Here is a 26,039-nt window from a genome sequence, read left to right on the forward strand (position 1 = left end):
GGCGCGCGTGCTCAGACGGACTGTTCGTCGTGCGCGACGACGAGATAGCGCACGGCCACCTCGTCGTACTCGACGATCAGCGCCTGCGAACCGCGCTTGAGCGTGTTGGGCGTGGTGGCCCATACGCGGATGTTCAGGCTGGCGCCGCGCCGCGCGACCTCGGCGCGGCCGTCCTTCTCGTTGACCACGCCGGTCACGACGCGGCAGAGCTGGCCGACCAGGGCCGCGTTGCTCACGGCCGTGTGGCTCACGAAGAGGCCGCGCAGGGGGCGGATGGCAACGGCCGTGATCGGAATGGCGATGACCGCGCTGGCCACCAGCAGCGCGGTGCCGGCCAGCAGCTGCAGGGGCATGGTCGGCACCAGCGGCAGCAGCCATTCGCCGCCCAGGCAGGACACGGTCCACGCGACGAGCACCAGCAGGCTCACGGCCACCGAGAACGGCACGCCGTTCAGGCCGAGGGCCACGACGTAGCTGGCCAGGTGCCCTATGTCGCTGGTGTCGCCATCCGCGTGCGTGTGCACGTTGACGTCGACATCCAGTCCGCTGTGTTCGATGTCGACCATTCCGAGCATCGCGAGCACCCAGTAGATCACCACGACGCCCAGCAGCACCGTGTAGATCGCGGTCGGGTACCCCGTCACCGCCCCCATGAAATCGCCCATTGATCCTCCCGCGTGCGGGTTGTTTTCCGTTGTTCTATTTGCTGCGGCCCGGCGTCCTCGCGCCAGTGCTCTTCTTTAATGTAGACGGCTTGTCCGCGAAGGCGATCAGGTCGCGCGTGGCCCTCTCCTTGATGGCCAGCCTGTCGTCCGCCGCGAGGCCGTATCGCTTCGCCAGAAACTCGTAGTCGGCGGCGCTCAGCGACACCGTAAGGCGCGGCCGCTTCGGCTTGGCCGTGGTGGCGAGGCCGAGCACCTGCCGGATCTGGTCCGACGTGGAAACGTGCTGCTTGAAGGCCGCGGTGCGCACGGCCTCGAGCACGGCTTCCTCCACGTCGAACGCGACCTGGACGGCGCGTATCGCCTCGTCCGAACCCTGCCAGCGAACCGGCTTGACGCGCATGATGCCTATTGCGCCTCGGGTGCCGCCGGCTTGGCCTGGCGGGCGCGGATGCGCTCCATCACCTTGCCGGTGCGATCGGCGTCGCTGCCGATGCCCGCGGCGGCCAGCTTCTTCTCGAGCGCGCCGTGGCCGAACTCGTCTTCGAGCTGCTTGCTGGCCGTCATGCGGTCGGACAGGTCTTCATGGCGCGCGCGGATGCGCTCCAGCGATTCGCGCGCATTGGCCAGCCGCGAGCCGCCGCTGCCGATGTTCTCGGAGATCGACTGCGTGGCGCGGTAGACGCTCTCGGTGGTCTTGGCGATGCCGATCTCGCGCTCGTGCTCGCGGATGCGGGCCTCGGCGGACTTGATCAGGTCCTTGAGCTTGGACACCTGCAGCGCGTAGGAAGCGTGCGCCTTGGCCTGCTCTTCCAGCTCCTGCTCGAGCGTGCCGACCTTGGCCGCGACGTCGAGCGCCAGGCCTTCCTGCGTCTTGTTGAGCGCCTCGAGCGCAAGGCCCTCGTAGCGCGCGACTTCGTTCTTCAGCCGCTCGATCTCGCGGGCCGATTGCATTTCCTTGGCCATCACGCCCGTGAGGTCGCCCTTGGCCTTCTCGATGCTGTGCTTGGCGTCGATGATTTCCTGCTCGTAGATGCGCGTGGCGTTGCTGTCGACCACGCTTTCGCCGATTTCGCGCGCGCTGCCGCGCAGCAGGGTGACGAGCTTCTTGATGACTGTCATGGGACCTCCGCTTAATTCAGGAATTCGGACAGGGCGTCGAGTGCATCGAGCGCGTTGTCGCTGAGCACCGCCACTTCGCGCGCGATGTCCTGCACGCTGGCATCGCGGCCGAGGGCGCCGGTGAGCACGTAGCGGCCGTCGACGCGACCGAAGGAAGACAAAGGGACGGAAGGATTCAGGTCCAGCAGCGATTCGAGCAGCTCGGTGCGGCGCGCCGGCTTCACTTCTTCCTCGCCCCAGAGGTAGCAGATGCAGATGATCTGCATGTCCGAACTCGTGACGAAGATCGGCAGCTCGTCGCGACCCTCGATGCTCACCTGGATCACGGGCGTGTGGCCCGGAATGGGCTGCAGCTGCACGGACCGCCCGCCCATCTCGGCGCCTGCCAGCACATCCAGTCCCTTCAGTTGATCGAGCAGTGGTTGCATACCTCTCCTTGTGGTGAATACCGTTGGAAGCGAGCGGTGCTTCGATGGATTCACTATAGGCACTCGGACATAACATGTCAAAAAATATCTTTCGCCGGCCCCATGACTTTCGACACTGGCGCGCTCCCTAGAATTCGCCGATGGCCAACTCCATCAACCCCGCACGCGTCGATTTCGTGACGCTGCGCCTGTTCTGCGCGGTGGCCCAGTCGGGCAGCATCACCAAGGGCGCGGAGGCATGCCACCTGGCGCTGTCGGCCGCGAGCAGGCGGCTTTCGGACTTCGAGGCGGCAACGGGGTCGAAGCTGCTCGAGCGCAGCTCCCAGGGCATCGCGCTCACGCCGGCGGGCCATGTGGCGATGCAGCATGCGATGCGGCTCTTCCAGGGCTTCGAGCAATTCAGCAGCGAGCTTGGCGACTACTCGAGCGGCGTGCGTGGCCACGTGCGACTGTGGGCCAACATGTCGGCACTGACGGAGTTCCTGCCCACTACGCTCGCCACCTTCCTCGCGCAGCATCCCGACATCCGCGTCGAAGTCGAGGAGCAGTTGAGCGGCGACATCGTGCGCGCCCTCGTCGATGGCCTGGCCGACGTCGGTGTGTTCGCCGAGAACACGCCCGCCTACGGCCTCGACGTGCAGCCCTTCCAGACCGACGAGCTCGTGGTGCTCTGCGCGAAGCAGCATCCGCTGGCGCGCAGCCGCGTGAAGCAGACCGACTTCAAGAGCTGCCTGGCGCACGAGTTCGTGGGACTGAATCGCAGCAGCTCGCTGCTGGAACTGACCTCGCGCGCGGCCGAGCAGGCCGGCATCCCGATGCGCCTGCGCGTGCAGGTGCGCAGCTTCGACGCGATGTGCCACATGATCGCGGCCAACCTCGGCATCGGCGTGGTGCCGCTGGCGGCGTGCAAGGCGCAGGTGGAAGCGCTCGACCTGAAGGTCGTGCGGCTCAAGGATGCGTGGGCCACGCGGAGGCTGCTGATGGCGACGAAGACGGGGGCCGCGCTCTCGCCTGCAGCGCAGTTGCTGGCGAAGCATCTTCTCCAACAAGCGGAAACGTAGCGATGTCCGACTTTCTCCTGTTCGGCGCATGCGTCCTGCTGCTCGTGCTCAACGTGCACACCACGATGCGCATTCTTCCGAGCAATGAGCCAGCCTGGCGCAAGGGGCTGATCCTTTGGATGGTGTGGCTGATCCCCTTTCTTGGCGCCTGGCTCGGCAGGATCGGCATGCCGCCCCGCTCCGTCGCGCTGCGCGACGGGATGCAACTCAGCGGCCCTTCCACCGGGGAAGCACCGAAGATCCTCGCGCTCCACGAGGGCCCGGCGTTCCCATTGATCGAACACATGAGCCTCGACAACGGGCTCCCCTTCCTCGACTGGCAGGCGGTCGACGAATGGGCCGCCTCGATGGACGATGAGGAACTGCAGCGCACAGCCGTCGAACAGGCCAAGCGTGCATGGCTCCTGCACCTGAGAGACGCGCTGGGCCCGCACTTTCACTTGCACGAATCGGACAACGCCTATGTCCTGTCGTCGCTGGAAGACATCGTCACCGGCGCAACGGCCGCCTACGTGGCCTCGACGCGCAAGCGCATTCAGCGCGTCCTGGCCGGCCTCGCGCATTTCGACGCCCGCGAAAAGAGCATCCTGATCGTCATGGATGACGACGACGCGTACTACGACTACGTTTCGAGCTACTACCCCGACAGCGGCGAATTCGCCTTCAGCGGCGGCATGTTCATCGACGCGGGTTGCGCCCACTTCCTGGTCAAGCGGGCTGACCTCGCGGCCATCGAACCCGTCATTGCGCACGAAATGACCCACAGTGCCCTCTCCCACCTCAGGCTGCCGAGGTGGCTGGACGAAGGCCTGGCCGTCAACACCGAGAGAAAGCTCGCCGGTGCAGGAGCCATGCCTCTCGGCGAGCGCCACCAGCTGCGTCGCAGCCACCTGAGGTTCTGGGACGAAGCAAGAATCCAGGAATTCTGGTCCGGAGCCTCTTTCTTCAGGACGGACGAAGGCAACAAGCTCTCCTATGAACTCGCGCGAATCCTCGTGGAGCAGATGGGCCAGAACTGGGAGCTCTTCACCCGCTTCGCTTCGAATGCGAAACGCGAGGATGGCGGCGCCGAAGCCGCGAAAGCGGTCTACGACATGGACCTCGGCGCCTATGCCTGCATCCTGATGGAGCGGGAGCCCGACGCGAGTTGGACGCCCGATCCGCAGAGCTGGCTCGGCGAGGAACGGGAAGAATCTCCTGCCTGAAACTCAGTCGGTACCCACCATCACGCTCGAAGCCTTGATCACCGCATAGGCATTCGCACCTTGGGCCAGCTTCAGCGAATCGGCCGAGTTGCTGGTGATCGTCGAGACGATCTGGACACCCGGAGCGATCTCCAGCGTGACTTCGGTGGTGACGGGGCCGCGGACGATGGAGACGACCTTGCCGGAAAGGACGTTGCGGGCGCTGATCTTCATGGGATGCTCCTTGGAAATGTTGACACAGGACCACCCCAGTCTATCGGCGCCGCGCCCTCCCGCCCTACCTTGTTTCCCCGGCTTCCAGCACAGCCCACTCCTCGTCGGTGAAAAGCCGGGAGCGCGTCAGGAAGCGCACGCCCTCCGGCCCCTCCAGCGAGAACATGCCGCCACGCCCCGGCACCACGTCGATGATGAGCTGCGTGTGCTGCCAGTACTCGAACTGCGGACCGCTGATGTAGAACGGCATGCCGCCGATGTGCCCCAGCAGCCGGTCGTAGTCGCCCACGATGAACTCGCCCTGGGCGTAGCACATGGGCGCGCTGCCGTCGCAGCAACCGCCCGACTGATGGAACATCAGCGGGCCGTGCTTTGCGGCGAGCCTGTCGATCAACGCGAGCGCGGCATCGGTCGCGGTGACGCGCAGGACATCGCCTGTCATCAGAAGAAGCCCAGCTTGTTCTCGCTGTAGCTCACCAGCAAGTTCTTGGTCTGCTGGTAGTGGTCGAGCATCATCTTGTGGTTCTCGCGGCCGATGCCCGACTGCTTGTAGCCGCCGAAGGCCGCGTGCGCCGGATAGTGGTGGTAGCAGTTGGTCCACACGCGGCCGGCCTGGATGCCGCGGCCCATGCGGAAGGCGCGGTTCATGTCGCGGCTCCACACGCCGGCGCCGAGGCCGTAGAGGGTGTCGTTGGCGATGGCCAGCGCCTCTTCCTCGTCCTTGAAGGTGGTGACCGAGACCACCGGGCCGAAGATCTCCTCCTGGAAGATACGCATCTTGTTGTTGCCCCTGAAGACGGTCGGCTTCACGTAGTAGCCGCCGGCGAGGTCGCCCTCGAGCTGGTGACGCTCGCCGCCGATCAGCACCTTTGCGCCTTCCTGCTTGCCGATGTCGAGGTACGACAGGATCTTCTCCAGCTGCTCGCTGGAGGCCTGCGCGCCGATCATCGTCGCCGCGTCTAGCGGGCTGCCCTGCTTGATGGCAGCCACGCGCTTGAGCGCGCGCTCCATGAAGCGGTCGTAGATCGACTCCTGGATCAGCGCGCGCGACGGGCAGGTGCACACCTCGCCCTGGTTCAGCGCGAACATCGCGAAGCCCTCGAGCGCCTTGTCGAAGAAGGCGTCGTCCTTGTCGATCACGTCGGCGAAGAAGATGTTGGGCGACTTGCCGCCCAACTCCAGCGTGACCGGAATCAGGTTCTGGCTCGCGTACTGCGAGATCAGCCGCCCCGTGGTGGTCTCGCCCGTGAAGGCGATCTTGCCGATGCGATTGCTCGACGCCAGCGGCTTGCCCGCCTCCACGCCGAAGCCGTTGACCACGTTCACCACGCCCGGCGGCAGCAGGTCGCCGATCAGCTCCATCAGCACCAGGATCGACACCGGCGTCTGCTCGGCCGGCTTGATCACCACGCAGTTGCCGGCCGCCAGCGCGGGCGCCAGCTTCCACACGGCCATCAGGATCGGGAAGTTCCACGGGATGATCTGGCCGACCACGCCGATGGGCTCGTGGAAGTGGTACGCGAAGGTTTCATGGTCGATCTCGCTGATGCCGCCTTCCTGCGAGCGGATGCACGAGGCGAAATAGCGGAAGTGGTCGATGGCCAGCGGCAGGTCCGCCGCGGTGGTTTCGCGGATGGGCTTGCCGTTGTCCCAGGTTTCCGCCGCCGCGAGCACGGCCAGGTTCTCCTGCATGCGGTCGGCGATCCTGTTCAGAATGTTGGCGCGCTCGGTGGTCGAGGTGCGGCCCCAGACCGCCTTGGCCTTGTGGGCGGCGTCCAGCGCGCGGTCGATGTCGGCCGCGGTGGAGCGCGGCACCTCGCAGAAGACCTTGCCGGTGACGGGCGTGATGTTCTCGAAATACTGGTTCTCCACCGGCGCGACCCATTCGCCGCCGATGTAGTTGCCGTAGCGCTTCTTGAACGGCACCGCGGTACCGAATTTGCCCGGTTCGAGCATGTCCATGACGTTGTCTCCATGTGCTGGGTGATGGCGCCGCGACATGCGGCGGCCGCGTGCTGGAGCGCAAGCCGCGTACCCGGCCGGATCGGGACATTCCCTGAGTACTTCCGCACCGCAAGTGCGGGTGGCAGCGGGTTTTCATTCGCAATCTGCGACATGTTTGCGCGAACATAGCGACTACGATGTCGCACAAGGCGAAAACCCCATCGGAGACACGCATGAGTGCTGAAGCGCAGTTGCCGTCGATCGCAGTGGCCCAGGCCCGGGAGCTCTTCTTCGGGCAGGGCCGCGACCCCGCGCCGTGGATCGCGCCGCACATCTCGCGCTCCTGGCAGCGCAGCCGCCCGGTCGACCACCAGGCCGTCGACCCCGAGCCGATGGCGCTGGCGCTGCTGAGCGAACGGCGCGAGCAGGCCATGCGCCTCCTGAACTGCGCGCAGCCCGAGCTCGACGGCCTGGCCGAGCATGCGATCGGCAACGGCTGCGTGGTGATCCTTTCGGATGCCAGCGGGCTGATCCTCGAGGAGATCGGCAGCGCCGACTTCCTGCCCAAGGCACAGCGCATCGCGCTGCAACCCGGCGTGGAATGGTCGGAGCACAACCGGGGCACCAACGCCATAGGCACCGCGCTGGCGGAGCGCGAGGCGCTGATGGTGCTGGGCGGCGAGCACTACCTGGCGCAGAACGGTGGACTCGGCTGCGCTGCGGCACCGATCTTCACAGGGCGCGGCGAGCTGGCGGGCGCCCTGGACATCTCCGGCGAAACGGTGCGCGTGAACACGCACGCGCTGGGGCTGGTGCGCATGGCGGCCCAGCAGGTCGAGCACCGCATGATGCTGGCCGAGGCCGGCGGCCACGTGCTGCGCTTCCATGCGCGGCCGGCACTGATAGGCACTGCGCGCGAGGGCCTGATGGTGATCGAGGGCGGGCGCATCGTCGCGGCCAACCGCGTCGCGCTCGAACTCTTCGGCCGCTCCTGGAAAGACCTGCTCGACCTGGACGCCGAGGATTTCCTCGGCGCGAACTGGCCACGCATGGAGCACCGGCGCGGCCTGCTCACGCTGCCGGGCGGGAGGCAGATCGCGACGGTGATGGAGCGCTCGAACACGCCGGGCGCCGCTCGCCCGCCACAGAGGCGCGGCGTGGCGCAAAACGTGGCCGAGGCCGACGACGTGCAGCCGCTGCTGCACAAGGCGGTGCGGGTGCTGAACGAAGGCGTCTCCGTACTCGTCAACGGAGAGACCGGCAGCGGCAAGGAAGTGTTCTCGCGCCGCCTGCATGCCGCCAGCCGGCGCAGCGCGGGCCCCTTCGTCGCGGTGGACTGCGCGTCGCTGCCCGAGTCGCTGATCGAATCCGAGCTGTTCGGCTACGAGCAGGGAGCCTTCACCGGCGCGAAGCGCAAGGGCATGGCGGGCCGTATCCGGGAAGCCCATGGCGGCGTGCTGTTCCTCGACGAGATCGCCGAGATACCTCTGGCCCTGCAGACGCGGCTGCTGCGCGTGCTCGAGGAGCGCGTGGTCACGCCGCTGGGCGGCGGCCAGGGCGTGGCGGTGGACTTCGACCTGGTCTGCGCCACCCATGGCCACCTGCCCTCGCTGGTGGAGGCCGGGCGCTTCCGCGCCGACCTGATGTACCGGGTGGCCGGGTTCACCGTCGAGCTGCCGGCGCTGCGGCAGCGCAACGACAGGCACGCGCTGATCTCGCGGCTGTTTCTCGAAGCGGGCGGCGCGGCAAAGCGCCTGCAGCTGGAAGCCGATGCGCTGGAAGCGCTGGCCGCGTGGCGCTGGCCGGGCAACGTGCGCGAACTGCGCAGCACGCTGCGCGCCATCGTGGCGCTGGCCGACGCGGGTGACGCGGTGACGGCGGCTGACCTGCCGGCGCATCTGCACACAACGCCGTCCTCGCCGCCCGAGCCTGCGCCGGCACACGCAGCGCCGCAGGCCGAGCCCCTGCTCGCAATCACGCGCCACGCCATCGACGAGGCGCTGAAGGCCTGCGATCACGACGTGGCGAAGGCCGCTCGCAGGCTTGGCGTTCATCGCAGCACCGTCTACCGCCATCTCGCCCGCCAGCGCGACAAGCCGACCGCGCACTGATCGACCCTGGAACCGGCGGAAAGGCCGGAGCCGGACATCGCTACGCTATGTTTTCTAGAATACAGCGAAGCATCATCCGAACATCCGCCGAAACACGCACTTCATGGTCACTCCCCAACTCCGCTGCCTTGTCGCATTGGGCGAGGAACAGCACTTCGGCCGCGCCGCGCAGGCCAGCCAGGTATCGCAGCCCGAGCTGCACGAAGCGATCCGCACGCTCGAGCACGAATACGGGCATCCGCTCGTCAAGCCCGGCTCCGGCTTCGAGGGCTTCACGCAGCAGGGCGAACTGGTGCTGGAATGGGCACGCGGGCTGCAACAGCGCAGCGAAGCCCTGCGCCGCGAACTGCGCGTCTCGCGGGACGAAAGCGCCCTCGCCCCGCTGCTGGAACGCCGCTCCGTCTCGCCCAAGCGCCTGCGCGCCCCTGGGCCCGGGCCCGAGCACATCGACCTGATCCTGCAGGCCGCGCTGCGCGCGCCCGACCACGGCGGGCTGCATCCCTGGCGGGTGGTCGAGTTCCGCGATGCACAACGCACGGCGCTCGCAGATCGCTTCGAGGCGGAAAAGCTTCGCCGCGACCCGCTCGCTTCGCCCGCCGACCTTCGCCGTGCCCGCGAGCACGCGACACGGCCGCCGGTGCTGCTGGCCTTCGTCGTGGTGCCACGTGCCCGCAGCAAGGTGCCGGCCCGCGAGCAGTGGCTCTCGGCGGGCGCGGCCCTGGGCAACCTGCTCAATGCCGCGCACCAGCTCGGCTTCGGCGCCATCGTGCTCAGCGGCGAGCGCTGCTTCGATCCGGTGCTGGGCGCCGAGCTCGGCATCGGCCCCGACGAATTCCTCGCCGGCTTCGTGAGCCTGGGCAGCGTGGCCGAGGCTGCGCCGCCACGCGGCCATGCGTTGCCGGGCCAGGTCTGGTCCGCCTGGATTCCGCCTGCCGCCTCCCTGACCCCGCCCCCGAAACTAGACATGGACACAGCCAATGACAAGACCTGACACCGGACGCACCGAAGCCACCGGCGCGAAGTTCTCCCTGAAATCGATGCAGACCGCGCGGGCTCTCGCGCAGCTTGCGGTGCGCCGCATCGCCTCGGGCATGCGCCCCGGCATGACCCACTCGCAGGCGCACGACCTGGCGATGGCCACGCTGCAGAAACTGGAGATGGAGCGCAACTGGCACCCCATCGTCATCCGCTTCGGCGAAGACACGCTCAAGACCTTCAGGGAGCAATCGGACCCAGCCCGCGTGCTCGGCGAGCAGGACATCTTCTTCGTCGACATCGGCCCCGTCTGGGAAGGCCATGAAGGCGATGCCGGCGACAGCTTCGTGACCGGCGACGATCCGCAGATGCATGCCTGCGCCGAGGCCGCGCGCACGCTGTGGCACGAGGTCGCCGAACGTTGGCGCGCCGACCGCCTCAGCGGCCAGGCGCTCTATGCATTCGCGGCCGAGCGGGCCGAAGCCATGGGCTGGCGGCTGAACCTCGACATCAAGGGCCACCGGGTCTGCGACTTCCCGCATGCGATCTACCAGGCCGGCAGGCTGGGCGACTTCGGCCTGTGCCCGGCCACCGGCATCTGGATCCTGGAGATCCAGATCGCGCACCCCACGCGCCCCTTCGGCGCCTTCTACGAAGACCTGCTGATGGAAGACGACCCACGCTCCGGCAACGACGCAACCGCCATCGCAGCCGAGCTGGTTGCGGACTGAACGGGCCCCACATGCCGGAAGAAGCCACCGAACGACTTTTCTCCTACGGCACGCTGCAGCTGCCCGCGGTGCAGATCGCCACCTTCGGGCGCCTGCTCGACGGCCACCCCGACCGCCTGCCGGGCTACAGGCTCGGGCAGCTCGCCATCCGCGACGCGGCCGTGGTCGCGACCAGCGGCAAGACCCACCACCCCATCGTCGCGCCCGGCGCCACGCCGGGCGTTGGGGTCGACGGCGCGGTCTTCGCCGTCACGCCGGCCGAACTGGCGCATGCCGATGCCTACGAGGTCGACGACTACCGGCGCGACCTTGTCGTGCTGGCGTCGGGCGTGCGAGCCTGGGCCTACGTCGATGCGCGGCACCCGCCGCCGGTCGTAACAAAAGACTGACTTGCCCGGGGATGCCGGAGCGGCCAGACTTTGCGCCAAGCGCCGCTCCAGCATTCATGACCACCAGCAAATCCGTCCGCCGCCTGTCCGCCGTTCCGTCCACCCTGCGGATTCCCCTGGCCGCGCGCGCCTCGGGCGACGCGATGTTCCCCCAGGTGGCTGTGCGCGACGCGTACGCCGCGGGCATCCTGGAGCAGATCCGCGACGAGGGCGACGCGCTGCCGGAGGACAGGGCCACCATCTACGGCATTCTTTCGCGCACGCGGCGCTTCCGTAGCCTGGCGCAGGATTTCCTCAAGCTGCACCCCGGCGCGCGCGTGGTGAACATGGGCTGCGGCCTGAGCCACTACTTCCAGTGGCTGGACGACGGCAAGTCGCGCATGACCGACGCCGACCTGCCCGAGGTGCTCGAGTTGCGCCGCGAGCTGCTTCCCGAACCCGCCGAGCGCCACGACGTGCGCGAGCTCGACCTCACCGCGCCCGGCTGGTGGGAACAACTGGGCCTGCCGCGCAAGCGCAATGCGCAGCCTGTGTTCCTCTTCACCGAGGGCGTGCTGATGTACCTCGAGCCCGCGCAGGTCCAGGCGGTGCTCGCCACTTTTGGCGAACGCGCGCCCGCGGGTTCGGTGCTGGCCTTCGACGCGATGTGCTGGCTCGCGGTGGGGCGCGGCAAGCAGCATCCGTCGGTGCGAGTCACCGGCGCGGAGTTCAAGTGGGGCATCCGCCGGACAGCCGAGCTGACGCAGCCCCATCCGCGCCTGAGCCTCAGCGGCACCTATCGCGTGCTCGAAGGCTTCGGCCTGCCCTACACGCTGTTCGCGCCGATGGTCATGCTGTTTCTCGGCGTGCCTCTCTATGCGCTCTACGCGCTGCAGGCGACGGACGGCGCCGATACATAAACGCACAATTTTCCGGATTGCCGGTTTTGTCCGGCGTGCGCTGCGCGGATCGGCTGACGCGGCAAAGCCCCGGAGCAGGTCAAGCTCATGGGTGTTCACGGTCGCGGAAAATGTCCTATCGTTTCCGCAGTTGACCTTCTTTCCTCTTCCCTTCCTCCCCAAGAGATTCGCAACCCTCAAGAAACACATGCTTGATCGCCGATCCTTCCTTGCCGCCGGCGGTGCCGCTGCCGCACTCGCCGCCCTCGGACTGCCCGAAGAGGCCCTGGCCGCCAACGGCCTGCAACTGAGCCAGCCCACGCCCTTTTCCTTCGACGCGCTGGTCGCGCAGGCGAAGTCTCTCGCCGCGAAACCGTACGCGGCCGCCGCGCCGCTGGCGCCCGAGGTGCTCGACCGCATCGACTACGACGCGCACGGCAAGATCAGGTTCGACCCGGCCAACGCCCTCTTCCGCGACGGCCCGGGCGCCTTCCCCGTCACCTTCTTCCACCTCGGCCGCTTCTTCCAGACGCCGGTGCGCATGAACGTGCTCGAGAACACCGACGGCGACGCCTTCGCGCGCGAGGTGCTCTACAGCCCTTCGTACTTCTCGATGCCGCCCGACAGCCCCGCGCGCGCGCTGCCGCCGGGCGCGGGCTTCGCCGGCTTCCGCCTGCAGGAAAGCCGCCTCGGCGACCAAAGCAAGCTCGACTGGCAGAAGAACGACTGGGTCGCCTTCCTCGGCGCCTCGTACTTCCGCGCCATCGGCGAGCTCTACCAGTACGGCCTGTCGGCGCGAGGCATCGCGCTCGACGTGGCTGTACCCGACCGGCCCGAGGAGTTCCCGAACTTCACGCGCTTCTACTTCGAGACGCCGGCCGCCAACAACACGACCTCGATGACCGTCTACGCGCTGCTCGAAGGGCCGAGCGTGACGGGCGTGTTCAAGTTCGTCATGCAGCGCACCAAGGCCGTCATCATGGACATCGACGCGCGCATCTTCGTGCGCAAGGACGTGGCCCGGCTGGGCCTGGTACCGCTCACGTCGATGTACTGGTACTCGGAAACCATCAAGCCCACCGCCATCGACTGGCGCCCCGAGGTGCACGACTCCGACGGCCTCGCGATCTGGAACGGCGCGGGCGAGCGCATCTGGCGCCCGCTCAACAACCCCTCGCAGACGCGCGCCTCGGCCTTCGCCGACACCAAGCCTCGCGGCTTCGGCCTGCTGCAGCGCGACCGCGCCTTCGACCACTACCAGGACGGCGTGAACTACGAGAAGCGCCCGAGCCTGTGGATCGAGCCGCTGGGCGACTGGGGCGAGGGCTCGGTGCAGCTCATCGAGATCCCGACCGACGACGAGATCCACGACAACATCGTCGCATTCTGGGTGCCCAAGGCCGACGCGAAGGCTGGCGCCAGCTACAGCCTGCAATACCGGCTGCACTGGACCGACCAGGAGCCCTTTCCCTCGCCGCTGGCGCGCTGCGTGGCGACGCGCATCGGCCGCGGCGGCCAGCCGGGCCAGCCGCGTCCGCAGGGCGTGCGCAAGTTCATGGTGGAGTTCATCGGCCAGCCGCTGACGACCGTGCCCTTCGGCGTGAAACCCGAGGTGGTGCTGACGGCGGCACGCGGCAAGTTCTCGTACGTCTTCGCCGAGGCCGTGCCCAACGGCGTGCCGGGCCACTGGCGCGCGCAGTTCGACTTCACGCCCGAAGGCAACGAGCCGATCGACATGCGCCTGTACCTGAAGAACGGCGATCAGACGCTCACCGAGACCTGGCTGTACCAGTACCAGCCAGGCTGAAACTCGGCCCGGCGCTCAGGTGCCGGTTGATCGGATACGCCACGGGTAGACACACGTGGCGGCGATCCGGCCTATCGCCGGATTGTTGGTGATTCGTGAATAGACAAATCCCGCGCGCCATCTTGGTCCGCGCGAGGGTCGTGCCCAAACTTCCTCCCACCGGCAACGCTGCATTGCAGCAACAACCAAGGAAGCAGTCATGACCCTCAAGCTCGAAGACAAGATCGCCCTCGTCACCGGCGGCACCAGCGGCATCGGCCTGGCCACCGCGCAACGCTTCGTGGCCGAAGGCGCGCACGTATTCATCACCGGCCGCCGCCAGGCCGAACTCGACGCGGCAGTGAAAGCCATCGGACGCAACGTGACAGGCGTGCTCGGCGACGTGTCTAAGCTCGAAGACCTCGACCGGCTGTACGCCACCATCAAGCAGGAAAAAGGCCGCCTCGACGTGCTGTTCGCCAACGCGGGCGGTGGCAGCCTGCTGCCGCTGGGGCAGATCACCGAGGAGCACTTCGACAAGATCTTCGGCACCAACGTGCGCGGCCTGCTCTTCACGGTGCAGAAGGCGCTGCCGCTGATGCCCAAGGGCGCATCGATTGTGCTCAACGCCTCGATCACCAGCGTCAAGGGCAATCCGGCCTTCAGCGTCTACAGCGCCACCAAGGCGGCGGTGCGGAGCTTCGCGCGCAGCTGGACGGTGGACCTGAAGGACGCCGGCATCCGCGTGAATGCCGTGAGCCCCGGCGTGGTGCCGACCCCTGCCTATGAGCTGCTGGGTCTCACGCCGGAACAGGTGCAGGGTTTCATCGAGGGACAGGCCCAGAACATCCCGCTGGGCCGGGTCGGCACGCCCGACGAAATCGCCAAGGCCGTGGTGTTCCTGGCCTCCGACGACAGCAGCTTCGTGAATGGTGTCGAGCTGTTCGTCGACGGCGGCATGGCGCAGATCTGACGATCAGCGCTTCGTGACGGAGATCAGCTCGACCTCGAAGTTGAGCGTGGCGTTCGGCGGAATCACGCCGCCGGCTCCGCGCGAACCATATGCGATGGACGGCGGGCAGGTCAGCTTGGCCTTGCCGCCCGGCTTCATCTTCTGCACGCCTTCGGTCCAGCACGGGATCACGCCGTTGAGCGGGAACTCGGTGGGTTCGCCGCGCTTGTAGGAGCTGTCGAATTCCTTGCCGCTGTCGGGGAAGGTGCCGCGGTAGTGCACCTTGACCACGTCGGTGGCCGCGGGCGATGCGCCGGTGCCTTCCTTGATCGACTGGTAGATCAGGCCGCTGGATGTGGTCACGGGCGCGGACTGCGCGAACGCGGCGGGCATTGCAAAAGCGGACACGAGAGCGGCACAGAAAAGAGACTTCACAGAACACCTCGAAGGTTGGGAGACCCCGATTATGGCCAGCGGTCCATGCCGGTCCCGTCATGCGCCGGCGGTCTTGTTGGAACAGCCCTTGCTTTGGCGAATGTGCACTGTCAACATTCACGAAGAGAGGAAGTCGAATGAACTCCACCACCGCTGCCGGCTCGGGCGCGTCGCCGGCCCATGCCGGCACAGGCCATCTCAAGAAAGTGCTCGGCCCCGTGCAGCTCTGGGGCATCGCGGTGGGACTCGTCATCTCCGGTGAATACTTTGGTTGGAGCTACGGCTGGAACACGGCCGGCACGCTCGGCTTCCTGGTCGCCACGGTGCTGGTGGCGACCATGTACACCACCTTCATCTTCAGCTTCACCGAACTTTCGACTGCCATCCCGCACGCGGGCGGCCCTTTCGCCTATGCGCGGCGCGCCTTCGGTCCCAACGGCGGTTTCGTGGCGGGCTTCGCGACGCTGATCGAATTCGTCTTCGCGCCGCCGGCCATCGCGCTGGCCATCGGCGCGTATCTCAACGTGCAGTTCCCTGGCATCAACCCGAAGTGGTTCGCGCTCGGCGCGTACGTGATCTTCATCGGGCTCAACTGGATCGGCGTGGGCATCGCCGCGGCCTTCGAACTCTTCGTGACGGTGCTGGCCATCGTCGAGCTGCTGGTGTTCATGGGCGTGGTCACGCCGGGCTGGACCATGGCCAACTTCGTGGCCAACGGCTGGGCCGGCGGCAGCGTGCTGAACGGCGCAGCAGTCGCGGGCATCTTCGCGTCGATTCCGTTCGCGATCTGGTTCTTCCTCGCCATCGAGGGCGCGGCCATGGCGGCCGAGGAAGCGCGCGATCCGCACCGCACCATTCCCATCGCCTACACCACGGGCATCGTCACGCTGGTGGTGCTGGCCTTCGGCGTGATGATCTTCGCGGGCGGCGTGGGCGACTGGCGCAAGCTCGCCAACATCAACGATCCGCTGCCGCAGGCCATGAAGGCGGTGGTGGGCGACAACAGCGGCTGGCTGCACATGCTGGTGTGGATCGGCCTCTTCGGGCTCATCGCCTCGTTCCACGGGATCATCATGGGCTACTCGCGGCAGATCTTCGCGCTGGCGCGCGCGGGCTACCTGCCGCGCTACTTCGCCGGACTGAGCCCCCGCTTCGACACGCCCCACCGCGCGCTGCTGGCCGGCGGCGTGATCGGCGTCATCGCCATCTTCAGCGACGAGTGGGTGCAGTTCGGCGGCCAGACGCTCACCGCCAACATCGTGACCATGGCCGTGCTCGGCGCCATCGTGATGTACCTGATCTCGATGGCCGCTCTCTTCAGGCTGCGCCGCACCGAGCCGAACCTGCCGCGCACCTACCGCGCGCCCTTCTACCCCGTGTTCCCGGCCATCGCCTTCGGACTGGGCGTGGTGTGCCTGGGTGCGATGGTGTGGTTCAACGGCATGCTCACGCTGCTGTTCATCGTGCTGATGGCCGCCGCCTACGGCTACTTCCTGCTGACATCGGGGCAGCGCAGTGCCGCGGCGCCCGACGAGATGCTGTCTTCCCGGACCAGCGGCACCTGAGAACGGGTCACACAGAAAGATGCTCTACCGCACCACCATCGCCGGCCAGGTCTTCGCCTTCGAGGACCTGCGGCAGGTCATGGCCTTCGCGAGCCCGGCTCGTTCGGGCGACTACCTCGCGGGCATCGGTGCGGCCACCGCGCAGCAGCGCATGGCCGCGCGACACGTGCTGGCCGAAACACCGCTCAAGCAGTTCCTTGCCGAAGCGCTGATTCCCTACGAGAGCGATAACGTCACGCGCCTCATCATCGACAGCCATGATGCACAGGCCTTCGCGCCGGTGTCGCACCTCACTGTCGGCGACTTCCGCAACTGGCTTCTGTCGGAGGCCGCCACCACCGCGACGCTGGGCGCGCTCGCACCGGGCCTCACGCCGGAGATGGTCGCGGCAGTGTCCAAGCTCATGCGCAATCAGGACCTGGTGTCGGTCGCGAAGAAGTGCAGCGTGGTCACGCGCTTTCGCGACACCATCGGCCTGCCCGGTCATCTCTCGGTACGCCTGCAGCCCAACCACCCGACCGACGACCTGCGCGGCGTGGCCGCCTCCACGCTCGACGGCCTGCTCTACGGCGCGGGCGACGCGGTGATCGGCCTCAACCCCGCCTCCGACAGCATGCCCGTGCTCGGCCGGCTGCTGCACATGCTCGACGAAGTCATCCAGCGCTTCGAGATTCCCACGCAGAGCTGCGTGCTCACGCACGTGACCAACACGCTCAAGCTCGCGGAAGCCGGCGCGCCGGTGGACCTGGTGTTCCAGTCGATCGCGGGAACCGAGAAGGCGAACCTTTCCTTCGGCGTGACGCCCGAGCTGCTCGACGAGGCCTACGCGGCCGCGCTCTCGCTCAAGCGCGGCACGGTGGGCGACAACGTCATGTACTTCGAGACCGGCCAGGGCAGCGCGCTGTCGGCCAACGCGAACTTCGGCGTCGACCAGCAGACCTGCGAGGCCCGCGCCTATGCGCTGGCGCGGCGCTACAAGCCCTTTCTCATCAACACCGTCGTCGGCTTCATCGGGCCGGAGTACCTGTACGACGGCAAGCAGATCATCCGGGCCGGACTCGAAGATCACTTCTGCGGCAAGCTGCTGGGCCTGCCCATCGGCTGCGACGTCTGCTACACCAATCATGCCGAGGCCGACCAGGACGACATGGACACGCTGCTCGTGCTGCTGGGCACGGCGGGCATCAACTTCATCATGGGCATTCCGGGCGCGGACGACGTGATGCTCAACTACCAGAGCACGTCTTTCCACGACGCGCTGTTCCTGCGCGAGACGCTGGGCCTGAAGCGCGCGCCCGAGTTCGAGGCATGGCTGCAGCGCATGCAGATCACCGACGCGGCCGGCAGGCTGGCGCCACCCTCTTCCAACCGGCTGCTGGCCGACATGAGCGGACTCTCCGCGCTCGCGTCATGAGCGACGAATCGCCGGTCACCCCCAACCCCTGGTCGCAATGGCGCTCGGCCACGCCTGCGCGACTGGCGCTGGGCCGCGCCGGCTCGGGCATGCCCACCGACGAGACGCTGCGCTTCGGCTGGGCTCACGCGATGGCGCGCGACGCGATCCATGCCGCGCTCGACGTCGACGCGCTGGCAGCCGCCCTCACCGCGCAGCGCTGGGAAGTGGCCCGCGCGCGCAGCCGCGCCGCGGACCGCACCGAATACCTGCGCCGCCCCGATCTCGGTCGCCAGCTCGACGAAGACTACGCCACCCGCCTGCTCGGCGAGCGGCGCTACGGCTGCGATGTCTGCGTGGTGATCGGCGACGGACTCTCCTCGCTGGCCGTCGCGCGCCACGCGGTGCCCCTGCTTGCCGCGCTGCGCTCGCACTTGCCGCCAGACATCCGCTTCGCCCCCGTGGTCGTCGCCACGCAGGCACGCGTAGCGCTGGCCGACGAGGTGGGCGAGCTGTTCGGCGCGGCGTTGTCGATCATGCTGATCGGCGAGCGCCCGGGCCTGAGCTCGCCCGACAGCCTCGGCATCTACCTGACCCACACGCCCAAGCGCGGCCGGCACGACGCCGAGCGCAACTGCATCTCGAACGTGCGCCCCGAGGGCCTGCCCTACGAAGCGGCCGCGTTCAAGCTGGCATGGCTGATGCGAGAGTCCCTGCGCAGGGGGCTGACGGGCGTCGGGCTCAAGGACGAGAGCGACCTCGCGGTGCTCGACGAGCCGGGCCGGGCTCCTTCCATCTCGCGCTGAACGCCGCCGGCAAGGCGGGAACTGTCACGAGCGCTTCGTACGCTCGCGCCTTTCTTTCGCACAAAGCATTCACTCAAAAAGGAAAAACGCAATGCAACGTCGCCTCGTCCTTCTCACACCACTGGCCGCGGCACTCGCAGCGACAGGCTGCGCCAGCCTGACGGCCGCCAAAGCTCCGGTCCTCGCGCCCGGCAACTGGGACGCCTTCAACCGCTCGCAGATCGAGGGCCTGATCGCCGGCCTCGGCAAGGGCAGCCCGGGCTACGACGCCGCGAAGCCGCCGTACGTGGTGTTCGACTGGGACAACACCAGCGTCTTCCTCGACATCGAGGAAGCCTCGCTCATCTACCAGCTGGAGAACCTGGTCTTCGGCGCCACGCCCGCGCAGCTCGAAGTGGCGCTGCGCCGGAACATCCCGAAGAAGGATTTCCTGCCCGCATACAACAACGCGGCCGGCCGGCCGGTGAACATCGACACCGTGGTACCCGACATCGTCGCGAGCTACACGTGGCTCTACCAGAACTACAAGGGGCTGAAGGGCGACCAGTCGCTGGCCGTGGTGGCGCTGAGCCCGCACTACGGTGCATTCACCACCAAGGTGCGCTATCTCTACGAAGCCATCGGGGATACCTTCGATCACGACACGGCCTACCCGTGGGTCACCTACCTCTTCGCCGGCATGACCGAGGCGCAAGTGCGCAAGCTCACGGCCGACACCGTGGCCTGGCAGCTGAAGGAGCCTGTGACCAAGGTCAAGTGGACGTCGCCCGCCGCCCTGCCGGGACGTGCCGGCGTGGTCTCGGTGAGCTGGAAGAACGGCCTTCGCCTGCAGCCCGAGATGCAGCAGCTCTACGCAGCCTTCCGCAACGCGGGCTTCGACGTGTGGGTGTGCTCGGCCTCTTTCGTCGACGTGATCAGGGAGATTTCGTCCAACCCGGCCTTCGGCTACAACAACCCGCCCGAGCGCGTGCTCGCGATGGAGCTGGAACGCGACAGCAAGGGCGTGATCCAGCCCGAGTTCCGCCGCGGCTACGACCAGACGCAAGGCCCGGGCAAGACGAAGAACATCCGGCGCTTCCTGGTCAGCAAGTACGGCTACGGTCCGAGCTTCGTGGCCGGAGACAGCGAAGGCGACCAGAACATGATGGCCGACTTCGCCGATACGAAGAAGGTGCTGATCGTCAACCGCCTGCGCGATCCGAAGACCGACATCGGCAAGTTCTCCGCGCTGGCGGTACAGAACTACGGCAAGGCCGACACGCGCTACCTGCTGCAGGGTCGCGACGACAACACCGGCTCGTGGGTGAGCTCGCAACTGCACACGCCGCTGGGCGCGACCCAGGGCAAGGCGCTGAAGTAAGCGAGGAGGAGGAAGCGGTCGCGCGGCCTCCCGCGCGGCTTGCCTATGATGGCCCCATCAAGGCAAACCACAACGGAGACAGACATGGCCGCAGACCGCTATCCCCTCGCCGAACTGAAAGACCTGCCGGAAGACATCCGCACCGCGATCCTTGCCGTGCAGGAAAAGGCCGGTTTCGTGCCCAACGTGTTCCTGGGCCTGGCGCGGCGCCCGGCCGAGTGGCGCGCCTTCTTCGCGTACCACGACGCGCTCATGCTCAAGGAAGAAGGCTCGCTCACCAAGGGCGACCGCGAGATGATCGTCACCACCACCAGCGCGGCCAACAAGTGCCTGTACTGCGTGGTGGCGCACGGCGCGCTGCTGCGCATCTACGAGAAGAAGCCGCTGGTGGCCGACCAGGTGGCGGTGAACTACCGCAAGGCCGACATCACGCCGCGCCAGCGCGCGATGCTCGACTTTGCGATGAAGGTCTGCGAACGCTCGCACGAGATCGACGACAGCGACTTCCCGCCGCTGCACGCCCACGGCTTCGACGACGAGGACATCTGGGACATCGCGGCCATCACCGCCTTCTTCGGCCTGAGCAACCGCCTGGCCAGCTTCAGCGGCATGCAGCCGAACAACGAGTTCTTCCTCATGGGGCGGGTGCCCCGCGAGAAGAAGTGAAGTAAGGCTGCCTCAGCCCTTCGCGCGGCAGGAAGCCAGCGCGTCCAGCGCGGGCTTGTAGGTGGGCGTGGTCACGTCCATCACGCCCAGCACCGTGTGGTACAGGTTGTCGTGCGTGAGCGGCGCGTCGAGCCCCGCCTCCATGCACGAGCGCGAGAGCTTGCGCCGCTCGCTCATGCCTTCGCTGAACCAGGTGACCATGGGCACGTGCTTCTGGGCGTCGGGCGCGAAGCTGTATGGCACGCCATGCAGGAACAGGCCGAACTCGCCGAGCGACTCGCCGTGGTCGCTGATGTAGAGCATCGCCGGGTCGTACTGCTTCGACTGCGTCTTGAGCCAGTCGATGGTCTGGCCGAGGAAGCGGTCGGTCTGCACGATCGAGTTGTCGTACACGTTCATCAGCTCGGCATGGCCGCAGTCGGCGAGCGCATTGGTCTTGCACTCGGGCAGGAAGCGCTTCACGTCGGGCGCCGAGCGCTTGTAGTAGGCCGGGCCGTGGCTTCCCATCTGGTGCATGACCAGCACCACGCCCTTGGCGCGGCGCTCGGCCGGCAGCGCGGCGATGCGTTCGTCCAGGCCCTTGAGCATCACGTCGTCGAGGCATTCGTCGCCGTCGCACAACGCCTTCTTGGTGGCGGCATCGAGCCCGACGAAGGCCGAGGCGTTCGGGATGCGCTCGCAGACGCCCTTGCAGCCGGCCTGGTTGTCGAGCCAGAACACGGCGAGGCCGGCAGCCTGCAGCACGTCGACCAGGGTTTCGTAGTCGTCCTTGCGCGACTCGTAGCCTTCCTTGCCCAGCGGCGAGAACATGCACGGCACCGAGGCCAGGGTGTTGGTGCCGCAGGAGCGCACTTCGCGATAGCTCAGCACGCCGCGCCTGGCCAGCTCGGGCGTGGTGTCGCGCGCGTAGCCGTTGAGGGCGAAGTGGTCGGCGCGGGCCGTTTCGCCCACCACCACCACGAAGAGCGGCGGCTTGGTCTGCGCGGCATAGCTCGCGCCCAGCGCCGTTCCGGCCGTGATGGAAACCAGCTTGCCGCTGCGCTTGAAGAGAGGCTTGATGAAGAGCGCGCCCGTCGAGTAGAGCGTCGCGATGGGGTTCATCATGTAGCGCAGGTGCACGTTGTTGCGCATCAGCGGCGCCAGCTCGCGATTCATGGCCACCGCCGTGCCCACGGCCACGGCCACCGACAGCAGCAGCAGCCCCACGTTGCGCGCCAGCTTGGGCAGCAGGCGCATCGGAGCGACGCGCACCCGCCACAGCAGCCAGGCCGCGGGCAGGACCACCACCGCCACGTTGAAGGCCATGCGCCAGCTCAGCAGGTCGCGCGCCTCGTTGGGGTCGGTCTGCATCGCGTTGGCGATCATGGTGGGGTCCATCACCACGCGGTACTCGAGCATGTAGTGCTGCACCACCGCGGCCAGCACGACCACCAGGAGCCACAACGGCTTCATCCAGCGCGACCAGGCGGTGAACGACAGGATGGCCGCCGAGCCGCACAGCGTGAGCAGGCTCATCGTCAGCACGGTGGACATGTAACTGCTGGGCGCGCCGCCGATGCGGGCCAGCTCGTTCCACAACGGCCAGTTGGTGGTCAGTACAAGGTAGAGGCTGAGCCAGAGAACGACCGCGGCGGCCGAGCGCGGGCGCTGCAGCCAGAGGTCGAATCGTGTCCACGGGGCGCCCGAAGGCGGCAACTGTGGTGTTTTTGACTCAGGGGTACCCGCCTGTTGCAAGGGAACAGGCGAAATTCGCGAAACAGACATGCCGCGAATGTAACGAGGCCGCCTGAAGCGAGGCTGAATTGCCCCTTCAGTCCGTGTTCAGACTCGCCGCCCGGCGCAAGCGCAACCTTGCCGAGCGCCGCCGCGCCACCAGCGCGCCCGATGCAGCCTGGCTCAGCGGCCGGCTGGCGCCGCGCTCCACCACGATCGCCACCAGCGCGCCCAGCATGGTCGCCGCCACGATGTCGGATGGGAAATGCAGCCCCAGGTACACCCGGCTCCAGGCCACCAGGGTGGCCACCACCAGTGCCGCCAGCATGGGAACCCGCGATGGCAGGCACCAGAGCGCGAAGGCCGCGGCGAAGGTGCCGGCCGCGTGCATGCTCGGGAAGCCGGGCCGCACGCCCTGCGGCACCCACTGGATGCCCAGGCCGTAGAACGCGGGCCGAGGAATCGGCGCCAGGGTGCGGATCACATTCACGACGATCCACGCCGCCAGCACGCTCAGCAGCACGGTGAACAGCGCATAGCGCCAGCGCCGGCTGAACAGCGCGCAGACCCCGATGCTCAGCGTCAGCAGGGCCGGCAGCAGGTCGGAGCAGAACTCGGCAAATCGCAGGCTCCACGGCGGCACCGTGGCTCCCGCGTTGATCAGCTTGAAGAGAGCGAAGTCAAGGTCCTGCATGTGCGGGCACTGCCGTTCCGGTTGCGCGCGAACTGAAGCGAGTGACCGCCATCTCGATGACGAGGCCCACCGTCCAGCAGACCCAGGCCGTCCAGAGGGTGTGGCTCATGTAGTGCGCGCCGCGCAGCTGCTGAGCCACGCCCAGCACGAGTCCGGCGGCCAGGGCCGTCCAGAGCCAGATCGCAGCCGCGCGGGACGATACCCGCCGCAGGACGAAGTACCCGCCCAGGTAGGCGAAGGCCGCCGAGGCATGGCCGGCCGGGAAGCATCCGCCGGGGCCGCCGTCGCCGATGCCCCACGACCAGTGGGATACGTACCGCGCCACGCCGCCGAACTCCTGCAGGTCCCAGGGGCAGCTGGTGTGGCTCGCATGCTTGAGCACGCTGACCGCAATCACCGAGCCCAGTACGGTCAGGGCCAGCTGTGCTCGGGAGCCGGTATCGAGGCGGCGCAGCACGCCGAAGGGCCAGCGGATCGCGGCGAACAGCAGGATCACCAATGCCCAGCTGAGGTTGCGCGCGCCCTCATGCATGACGTGAACCATGAAGGGGTTCTCGCGCAGGGGAAACCCCAAATGGGAACCTGCCATGCGCGCCAGCAGCAAGTCGCCGCCCGTTGCGTCCCACGCCATCAGCGCTACCAGCGCGACAAGGGTGAAAACCCCCAGACGAAAAATGGGCGGACGAGTCATGGACGAAGGCAGGACTGAAAAACAGCCGCGAGCCTACGTTTGCGGAATGAACCGAGCCTGAAGCAACCTGAACCGAATCTGACTGGACGGGCCCCGCCAGGGGGGCCTTTTCGGTGGCGCTAGACTCTTTTTCTCGTTGAAAGGACATGGCGTGCGCATATTGCTGGTCGAAGATGACACTGCATTGGCAGACGCCGTCTGCAGCTACCTTCTGGCCAAGGCCTTCGTGGTCGACGTGGCGCCGAGCCTGGCCGATGCGCGCGGCGCCCTGCTCTCGGTGCAATACGCGGCAGTACTGCTCGACCTGCACCTGGGCGACGGAGACGGCCTCTCGCTGCTTCCGCAGATACGCGCCCTGCCCGAGCGGCCCATCGTCATCGTGCTGACCGCGCGCGACCAGGTGACCGACCGCATCCGCGGGCTGGACGCCGGCGCCGACGACTACCTCATCAAGCCCTACGACCCGGCCGAACTGCTGGCGCGCCTGCGCGCGGTCGAGCGCCGCCGCAGTTCCAGCAGTTCGCCGGTGCTGCAGCTGGGCACCCTGGAGATCGACCTCGCCCACGACATGGTGCGCAAGAACGGCTCGCCGATCACCCTCACGCAGAAGGAATGGGCGCTGCTGCGCGTGATGGCCACCCGGCCCGAACGCATCCATACGCGCGAGAACCTCGCCGACGCGCTGTACGGCTTCGGCGACGAGGCGGACAGCAACACGCTTGAGGTCTTCATCAGCCGCCTGCGGCGCAAGCTCGGGCGCAGCCATATCCAGACGCTGCGCGGCCTCGGCTACCGCCTGTCGTTCTCCACGGACGAGGACGAATGAGCGCCGCCCGACCGCCCGAAGGCGATCGCGCCGCAGCGCAACGTGCGGAGGCTGCACGTTGAGTTCTGCAAGCTTCGCCGCCGGGCGCGATTCGCTCGCCGGGCGGCTGACCCGCACGTTGATCCTTTGGGTCGGCGGCGTGTGGCTGCTGTGCGTGTTCGCCGTGGTCTGGTACGTGGACCGCGAGATCAACCACAACTTCGACAACGAGCTCGTCGAGGTCTCGCACCGCATGTTCGCCATGGCCGTGCAGGAGCTCGAGAAGCTGCAGCATTCGGGCGCGGAGACACCGCGCGAGCCGCTGATCGCACCCAAGCAGCTGTTCTCCGAAGACGCGGTGATCTACCAGATCGTCGACCTGCACGAGCACGTTCTGCTGCGCTCCGCCGAGGCGCCAGCCGACACCTTCGACGTGCCGCTGGCCGCCGGTTTCGCGAACAACCCGACCTGGCGCATCTACACCGTGCGGCACCCGACACTGGGCCTGTTCTTCCAGGTGGCCGACCCGCTCGACGAGCGCCGGCACGCGCTCAACCGCACGCTCTTCGGCCTGATCATTCCGCTCGGCGCGGTGCTGCCGCTGCTTGCGCTGGTGCTGCGCAACGTGGCGCGCACCGAACTGCGGGTACTGCAGCAGTTGACCGGCGAGATCGAGAAACGCAGCGGCGCCGACCTGAGCCCGATCACCCTGCCCGGCCTGCCGAGGGAGCTGCGCACCGTCGGCGACCACGTCAATCGACTGCTCGAGCGGCTTTCTCACTCGCTCGACGTGGAGCGCGCGCTGGCCGCCAACGCCGCGCACGAGCTGCGCACGCCGCTCGCCGCCGCACGGCTGCGGCTGCAGACCGCGCTGGAGCACGATTTGCGGCGTAACGACGTGCAGGCCGCACTCGACGCGCTGCGCACGCTGAGCCACCGCACCGAAAAGCTGCTGCAGCTCTCGCGCGCGGAATCGGGTGCCTCGCTCGCGCGCGCCCGGGTCGACCTGGTGCAGCTCGCCGGCGCCGTTGCGCAGGACTTCTGGCAAGACCCGCAGAACATCGAACGCCTGGTGCTCAAGGTGCCGGACGCCAACGCACCGACGGCCCTGGGCGACGTCGATGCGCTCGCCATCGCTCTGCGCAACCTGGTGGAGAACGCACTGCGCTATGGCGGCGGCCGCGTGGTCATCGAGGTGATGGAGCCCTGCACGCTGGCCGTGCGCGACTCCGGCAAGGGCGTCACCCCCGAGCAACTCGCCACCCTGCGCGAGCGCCATGTGCGCCACAGCTCCGACCGCGCAGGCTACGGGCTGGGCATCTCGATCGTGGGAACCATCGTCGAGAAGCACGGCGCGAAGCTGGAGCTTTCCTCGCCGCCACCGGCCGGTACGGCACAGGGCTTCGAAGCCCGGATCGTGCTGCAGCAGGCCTAATCGATCACCCCGCGCCCGG

At 67.6% G+C, this 26,039-nt stretch carries 27 protein-coding genes; 16 read left to right on the plus strand and 11 right to left on the minus strand.

The window, feature by feature from the left end; all coding sequences use genetic code 11:
• Positions 1-11: 11 nt before the first annotated feature.
• The 4 genes from SFB74_RS19940 to SFB74_RS19955 are packed head-to-tail and all read right to left on the minus strand — an operon-like array spanning position 12 to position 2,212.
• Entirely contained in the window at positions 12-665 is a 654-nt protein-coding gene (locus tag SFB74_RS19940) for a ubiquinone biosynthesis protein (protein ID WP_432725997.1), read from the minus strand.
• Positions 666-699: 34 nt separating this feature from the next.
• Entirely contained in the window at positions 700-1,065 is a 366-nt protein-coding gene (locus SFB74_RS19945; RefSeq protein WP_432725998.1) for a hypothetical protein, read from the minus strand.
• Between the two features lie 5 nt (positions 1,066-1,070).
• A complete protein-coding gene (locus SFB74_RS19950) occupies positions 1,071-1,784 on the minus strand; it encodes a PspA/IM30 family protein (RefSeq protein WP_432725999.1) in 714 nt (237 codons plus the stop codon).
• Between the two features lie 11 nt (positions 1,785-1,795).
• Complete coding sequence (locus SFB74_RS19955) at positions 1,796-2,212, minus strand: YjfI family protein (protein WP_184636946.1); 417 nt, start codon at positions 2,210-2,212, stop codon at positions 1,796-1,798.
• A gap of 140 nt (positions 2,213-2,352) precedes the next feature.
• Between SFB74_RS19955 and SFB74_RS19960 the strand changes: the two genes are divergently transcribed.
• Together SFB74_RS19960 and SFB74_RS19965 are read left to right on the plus strand one after the other, a co-directional pair.
• A complete protein-coding gene (locus SFB74_RS19960; RefSeq protein WP_432726000.1) occupies positions 2,353-3,273 on the plus strand; it encodes a LysR substrate-binding domain-containing protein in 921 nt (306 codons plus the stop codon).
• Between the two features lie 2 nt (positions 3,274-3,275).
• A complete protein-coding gene (locus tag SFB74_RS19965; protein WP_432726001.1) occupies positions 3,276-4,478 on the plus strand; it encodes a hypothetical protein in 1,203 nt (400 codons plus the stop codon).
• Between the two features lie 3 nt (positions 4,479-4,481).
• On the opposite strand, the gene SFB74_RS19970 is transcribed toward SFB74_RS19965, so the two are convergent.
• From SFB74_RS19970 to adh, 3 genes are all read right to left on the minus strand, one after another.
• Complete coding sequence (locus SFB74_RS19970) at positions 4,482-4,691, minus strand: TOBE domain-containing protein (protein ID WP_432726002.1); 210 nt, start codon at positions 4,689-4,691, stop codon at positions 4,482-4,484.
• Positions 4,692-4,755: 64 nt separating this feature from the next.
• Positions 4,756-5,133 carry a DUF779 domain-containing protein gene (locus SFB74_RS19975; protein ID WP_432726003.1) on the minus strand — a complete coding sequence of 126 codons (378 nt, stop codon included), beginning with the start codon at positions 5,131-5,133 and terminating at the stop codon, positions 4,756-4,758.
• Positions 5,133-6,653 (minus strand): aldehyde dehydrogenase, encoded by a 1,521-nt coding sequence (adh, locus tag SFB74_RS19980; protein ID WP_432726004.1) that lies wholly within the window; start codon positions 6,651-6,653, stop codon positions 5,133-5,135. The genes SFB74_RS19975 and adh overlap by 1 nt, the downstream gene beginning before the upstream one ends.
• Before the next feature lie 215 nt (positions 6,654-6,868).
• Between adh and SFB74_RS19985 the strand changes: the two genes are divergently transcribed.
• From SFB74_RS19985 to SFB74_RS20015, 7 genes are all read left to right on the plus strand, one after another.
• Positions 6,869-8,746: a sigma-54-dependent Fis family transcriptional regulator gene (locus tag SFB74_RS19985; RefSeq protein ID WP_432726005.1), complete on the plus strand. Its 1,878-nt coding sequence runs from the start codon at positions 6,869-6,871 to the stop codon at positions 8,744-8,746.
• 103 nt (positions 8,747-8,849) lie between these two features.
• Complete coding sequence (locus SFB74_RS19990; RefSeq protein WP_432726006.1) at positions 8,850-9,737, plus strand: nitroreductase family protein; 888 nt, start codon at positions 8,850-8,852, stop codon at positions 9,735-9,737.
• Positions 9,724-10,452 carry a M24 family metallopeptidase gene (locus SFB74_RS19995; protein ID WP_432726007.1) on the plus strand — a complete coding sequence of 243 codons (729 nt, stop codon included), beginning with the start codon at positions 9,724-9,726 and terminating at the stop codon, positions 10,450-10,452. Before SFB74_RS19990 ends, SFB74_RS19995 begins: the two co-directional genes overlap by 14 nt.
• Positions 10,453-10,463: 11 nt before the next feature.
• Positions 10,464-10,841, plus strand: coding sequence for a gamma-glutamylcyclotransferase family protein (locus SFB74_RS20000; RefSeq protein ID WP_432726008.1), 378 nt, complete (start codon positions 10,464-10,466; stop codon positions 10,839-10,841).
• 56 nt (positions 10,842-10,897) lie between these two features.
• The gene (locus tag SFB74_RS20005) at positions 10,898-11,740 is read left to right on the plus strand and encodes a class I SAM-dependent methyltransferase (RefSeq protein WP_432726010.1); all 843 of its coding nucleotides are present in this window, start codon (positions 10,898-10,900) and stop codon (positions 11,738-11,740) included.
• A 187-nt stretch (positions 11,741-11,927) separates the two neighbouring features.
• Positions 11,928-13,526 carry a glucan biosynthesis protein gene (locus SFB74_RS20010; protein ID WP_432726011.1) on the plus strand — a complete coding sequence of 533 codons (1,599 nt, stop codon included), beginning with the start codon at positions 11,928-11,930 and terminating at the stop codon, positions 13,524-13,526.
• Positions 13,527-13,725: 199 nt separating this feature from the next.
• Complete coding sequence (locus SFB74_RS20015; RefSeq protein ID WP_432726013.1) at positions 13,726-14,478, plus strand: SDR family NAD(P)-dependent oxidoreductase; 753 nt, start codon at positions 13,726-13,728, stop codon at positions 14,476-14,478.
• A gap of 3 nt (positions 14,479-14,481) precedes the next feature.
• Here the strand turns inward: SFB74_RS20015 and SFB74_RS20020 are convergent, their stop codons facing one another.
• Complete coding sequence (locus tag SFB74_RS20020) at positions 14,482-14,850, minus strand: FKBP-type peptidyl-prolyl cis-trans isomerase (protein WP_432726014.1); 369 nt, start codon at positions 14,848-14,850, stop codon at positions 14,482-14,484.
• 179 nt (positions 14,851-15,029) lie between these two features.
• Here SFB74_RS20020 and eat point away from each other — a divergent pair, with 179 nt between their 5' ends.
• The 5 genes from eat (at position 15,030) to SFB74_RS20045 (ending at position 20,682) form a co-directional block, all read left to right on the plus strand.
• Positions 15,030-16,457, plus strand: coding sequence for an ethanolamine permease (gene eat, locus SFB74_RS20025; protein ID WP_432726016.1), 1,428 nt, complete (start codon positions 15,030-15,032; stop codon positions 16,455-16,457).
• Positions 16,458-16,476: 19 nt separating this feature from the next.
• Positions 16,477-17,871, plus strand: coding sequence for an ethanolamine ammonia-lyase subunit EutB (locus SFB74_RS20030; protein ID WP_432726018.1), 1,395 nt, complete (start codon positions 16,477-16,479; stop codon positions 17,869-17,871).
• Complete coding sequence (gene eutC / locus SFB74_RS20035) at positions 17,868-18,656, plus strand: ethanolamine ammonia-lyase subunit EutC (RefSeq protein ID WP_432726020.1); 789 nt, start codon at positions 17,868-17,870, stop codon at positions 18,654-18,656. Before SFB74_RS20030 ends, eutC begins: the two co-directional genes overlap by 4 nt.
• A 91-nt stretch (positions 18,657-18,747) precedes the next feature.
• Positions 18,748-20,016 (plus strand): haloacid dehalogenase-like hydrolase, encoded by a 1,269-nt coding sequence (locus SFB74_RS20040; RefSeq protein WP_432726022.1) that lies wholly within the window; start codon positions 18,748-18,750, stop codon positions 20,014-20,016.
• Positions 20,017-20,100: 84 nt separating this feature from the next.
• Positions 20,101-20,682, plus strand: a complete 582-nt coding sequence (locus tag SFB74_RS20045; RefSeq protein WP_432726024.1) for a peroxidase-related enzyme — start codon at positions 20,101-20,103, stop codon at positions 20,680-20,682.
• A gap of 12 nt (positions 20,683-20,694) precedes the next feature.
• Here SFB74_RS20045 and SFB74_RS20050 read toward each other — a convergent pair whose 3' ends face one another.
• The 3 genes from SFB74_RS20050 to SFB74_RS20060 are packed head-to-tail and all read right to left on the minus strand — an operon-like array spanning position 20,695 to position 23,780.
• On the minus strand, positions 20,695-22,446 hold the full coding sequence (locus SFB74_RS20050) for a phosphoethanolamine transferase (RefSeq protein ID WP_432726026.1): 1,752 nt from the start codon (positions 22,444-22,446) through the stop codon (positions 20,695-20,697).
• 46 nt (positions 22,447-22,492) lie between these two features.
• A complete protein-coding gene (locus SFB74_RS20055) occupies positions 22,493-23,089 on the minus strand; it encodes a phosphatase PAP2 family protein (protein WP_432726028.1) in 597 nt (198 codons plus the stop codon).
• On the minus strand, positions 23,076-23,780 hold the full coding sequence (locus tag SFB74_RS20060; protein WP_432726030.1) for a phosphatase PAP2 family protein: 705 nt from the start codon (positions 23,778-23,780) through the stop codon (positions 23,076-23,078). Before SFB74_RS20060 ends, SFB74_RS20055 begins: the two co-directional genes overlap by 14 nt.
• A 151-nt stretch (positions 23,781-23,931) precedes the next feature.
• Between SFB74_RS20060 and SFB74_RS20065 the strand changes: the two genes are divergently transcribed.
• Both SFB74_RS20065 and SFB74_RS20070 read left to right on the plus strand, forming a co-directional pair.
• The gene (locus tag SFB74_RS20065; protein WP_432726031.1) at positions 23,932-24,606 is read left to right on the plus strand and encodes a response regulator transcription factor; all 675 of its coding nucleotides are present in this window, start codon (positions 23,932-23,934) and stop codon (positions 24,604-24,606) included.
• A 58-nt stretch (positions 24,607-24,664) separates the two neighbouring features.
• Positions 24,665-26,020, plus strand: coding sequence for a sensor histidine kinase (locus tag SFB74_RS20070; protein WP_432726033.1), 1,356 nt, complete (start codon positions 24,665-24,667; stop codon positions 26,018-26,020).
• The last annotated feature ends 19 nt before the right edge of the window (positions 26,021-26,039 follow it).

This window comes from Variovorax xiamenensis, from assembly GCF_050916385.1.
Classification (GTDB): Bacteria; Pseudomonadota; Gammaproteobacteria; order Burkholderiales; family Burkholderiaceae_C; genus Variovorax.

What these genes read in the sequence shown, in the direction of transcription:
- SFB74_RS19995 (WP_432726007.1), top strand. Translation starts at nt 9,724, where the DNA reads ATGACAAGACCTGACACCGGACGCACCGAAGCCACCGGCGCGAAGTTC.
- SFB74_RS19945 (WP_432725998.1), bottom strand. Translation starts at nt 1,065, where the DNA reads ATGCGCGTCAAGCCGGTTCGCTGGCAGGGTTCGGACGAGGCGATACGC.
- SFB74_RS19960 (WP_432726000.1), top strand. Translation starts at nt 2,353, where the DNA reads ATGGCCAACTCCATCAACCCCGCACGCGTCGATTTCGTGACGCTGCGC.
- SFB74_RS20005 (WP_432726010.1), top strand. Translation starts at nt 10,898, where the DNA reads ATGACCACCAGCAAATCCGTCCGCCGCCTGTCCGCCGTTCCGTCCACC.
- SFB74_RS19940 (WP_432725997.1), bottom strand. Translation starts at nt 665, where the DNA reads ATGGGCGATTTCATGGGGGCGGTGACGGGGTACCCGACCGCGATCTAC.
- SFB74_RS20045 (WP_432726024.1), top strand. Translation starts at nt 20,101, where the DNA reads ATGGCCGCAGACCGCTATCCCCTCGCCGAACTGAAAGACCTGCCGGAA.
- SFB74_RS19985 (WP_432726005.1), top strand. Translation starts at nt 6,869, where the DNA reads ATGAGTGCTGAAGCGCAGTTGCCGTCGATCGCAGTGGCCCAGGCCCGG.
- SFB74_RS19990 (WP_432726006.1), top strand. Translation starts at nt 8,850, where the DNA reads ATGGTCACTCCCCAACTCCGCTGCCTTGTCGCATTGGGCGAGGAACAG.
- SFB74_RS20050 (WP_432726026.1), bottom strand. Translation starts at nt 22,446, where the DNA reads ATGTCTGTTTCGCGAATTTCGCCTGTTCCCTTGCAACAGGCGGGTACC.
- SFB74_RS20020 (WP_432726014.1), bottom strand. Translation starts at nt 14,850, where the DNA reads ATGCCCGCCGCGTTCGCGCAGTCCGCGCCCGTGACCACATCCAGCGGC.
- SFB74_RS20015 (WP_432726013.1), top strand. Translation starts at nt 13,726, where the DNA reads ATGACCCTCAAGCTCGAAGACAAGATCGCCCTCGTCACCGGCGGCACC.
- SFB74_RS19955 (WP_184636946.1), bottom strand. Translation starts at nt 2,212, where the DNA reads ATGCAACCACTGCTCGATCAACTGAAGGGACTGGATGTGCTGGCAGGC.
- eat (WP_432726016.1), top strand. Translation starts at nt 15,030, where the DNA reads ATGAACTCCACCACCGCTGCCGGCTCGGGCGCGTCGCCGGCCCATGCC.
- SFB74_RS19970 (WP_432726002.1), bottom strand. Translation starts at nt 4,691, where the DNA reads ATGAAGATCAGCGCCCGCAACGTCCTTTCCGGCAAGGTCGTCTCCATC.
- adh (WP_432726004.1), bottom strand. Translation starts at nt 6,653, where the DNA reads ATGGACATGCTCGAACCGGGCAAATTCGGTACCGCGGTGCCGTTCAAG.
- SFB74_RS20055 (WP_432726028.1), bottom strand. Translation starts at nt 23,089, where the DNA reads ATGCAGGACCTTGACTTCGCTCTCTTCAAGCTGATCAACGCGGGAGCC.
- SFB74_RS20040 (WP_432726022.1), top strand. Translation starts at nt 18,748, where the DNA reads ATGCAACGTCGCCTCGTCCTTCTCACACCACTGGCCGCGGCACTCGCA.
- SFB74_RS19965 (WP_432726001.1), top strand. Translation starts at nt 3,276, where the DNA reads ATGTCCGACTTTCTCCTGTTCGGCGCATGCGTCCTGCTGCTCGTGCTC.
- SFB74_RS19950 (WP_432725999.1), bottom strand. Translation starts at nt 1,784, where the DNA reads ATGACAGTCATCAAGAAGCTCGTCACCCTGCTGCGCGGCAGCGCGCGC.
- eutC (WP_432726020.1), top strand. Translation starts at nt 17,868, where the DNA reads ATGAGCGACGAATCGCCGGTCACCCCCAACCCCTGGTCGCAATGGCGC.
- SFB74_RS20000 (WP_432726008.1), top strand. Translation starts at nt 10,464, where the DNA reads ATGCCGGAAGAAGCCACCGAACGACTTTTCTCCTACGGCACGCTGCAG.
- SFB74_RS20010 (WP_432726011.1), top strand. Translation starts at nt 11,928, where the DNA reads ATGCTTGATCGCCGATCCTTCCTTGCCGCCGGCGGTGCCGCTGCCGCA.
- SFB74_RS20060 (WP_432726030.1), bottom strand. Translation starts at nt 23,780, where the DNA reads ATGACTCGTCCGCCCATTTTTCGTCTGGGGGTTTTCACCCTTGTCGCG.
- SFB74_RS20030 (WP_432726018.1), top strand. Translation starts at nt 16,477, where the DNA reads ATGCTCTACCGCACCACCATCGCCGGCCAGGTCTTCGCCTTCGAGGAC.
- SFB74_RS19975 (WP_432726003.1), bottom strand. Translation starts at nt 5,133, where the DNA reads ATGACAGGCGATGTCCTGCGCGTCACCGCGACCGATGCCGCGCTCGCG.